2 protein-coding genes and 1 pseudogene are annotated in these 997 nt (G+C 64.7%); 2 read left to right on the top strand and 1 reads right to left on the bottom strand.

Going from position 1 to position 997, the window contains the following annotated elements; genetic code table 11:
- Nucleotides 1-250: pseudogene (locus MJ797_RS26835) on the top strand (group II intron reverse transcriptase/maturase); the annotation flags it as partial.
- Between the two features lie 151 nt (nt 251-401).
- Here MJ797_RS26835 and MJ797_RS26830 read toward each other — a convergent pair.
- Complete coding sequence (locus tag MJ797_RS26830) at nt 402-602, bottom strand: hypothetical protein (RefSeq protein ID WP_239342553.1); 201 nt, start codon at nt 600-602, stop codon at nt 402-404.
- 133 nt (nt 603-735) lie between these two features.
- On the opposite strand from MJ797_RS26830, the gene MJ797_RS26825 reads away from it, so the two are divergent.
- Nucleotides 736-997: reverse transcriptase domain-containing protein (locus tag MJ797_RS26825; protein WP_255739551.1), on the top strand; the 262-nt coding region annotated here is incomplete at its 3' end.

Here is a 997-nt window from a genome sequence, read left to right as displayed (position 1 = left end):
CGGCGCCCGGCCGAAACGCAGCACGCACGATGCCCTCCAGGTCTTGTTGGATGAGTCCTGGCGGGGTCGGCGCTGGGTGGTGGAAACGGACGTCGCTCACTGTTTCGAGGCGATTCCGCGTGAGAAATTGATGCAGGCGGTTGAGGAACGGGTCTGTGACCGCAGACTGCTGGCTTTGGTGGGTGCCTTTCTGGACGCCGGGGTCATGGAAGACGGGTCACAGCGTCGAGCGGTCACCGGCACCCCATAAGGGGGTTTATGCGCAGCTGCGCATAAACCCCCTTATGAACAGTGCTGGATTATGCGCAGCGCTGGCCTGTCGGGCCTGGTGAGGACGCAGTCGGGGGTCGAGCGCTGCGCATAACGCATCTATCCGGACCGGCCCCCTCGGAGGTGGAGGCTCACAGCGTGGCGAGCCAGGTGATCAGTTCGGGCTCTTTGTTCCATTCGCGCAGGTCGATGACGGCGTCGATGTAAGCGGCTTTGAGGGCTCTGCGCTGGCTTCGGTCGAGGCGCGTGCGTAGATTTCGGTCCAAACCCGACATCGGCGCGGACGCAGTAGCTATCACAGCCGACGTCCGATCATGCAGGCCCGGCACCACACTGAACCGCTGATCAGAATCATCGGCGCGTTATGCGCAGCGATCCGCCCCCACCCGGGCCCTCACCAGGCCCGACAGGCCAACACTGCGCATAACCCAGCACTATTCATAAGGGGGATGCGTATCACCTTTGATGGCTAACGTCTACCTGCACCGGCTCGACCGGGCATGGGACCACGGCCGGGACGGGACGCTGGTCCGCTACATCGACGATCTCGTAGTGATGTGTGAATCCCGGCAGCAGGCCGAGGCCGCGCTCGCGCGGATCACCGCCCTGCTGGCCGACCTCGGCCTGGAGCCGAAGGCGGCGAAGACCCGGATCGTTCAGCTGACCGAAGGCGGCGAGGGTTTCGACTTCCTCGGCTTCCACCATCGGCTGGTGCGTGCCCGGGGGC

Source organism: Protofrankia sp. CiP3, assembly GCF_917627345.1.
Taxonomy (GTDB): Bacteria; Actinomycetota; Actinomycetes; order Frankiales; family Frankiaceae; genus Protofrankia.
Note: the sequence above shows the minus strand (reverse complement) of the source record. Positions and strands in the feature narration are given on the sequence as shown.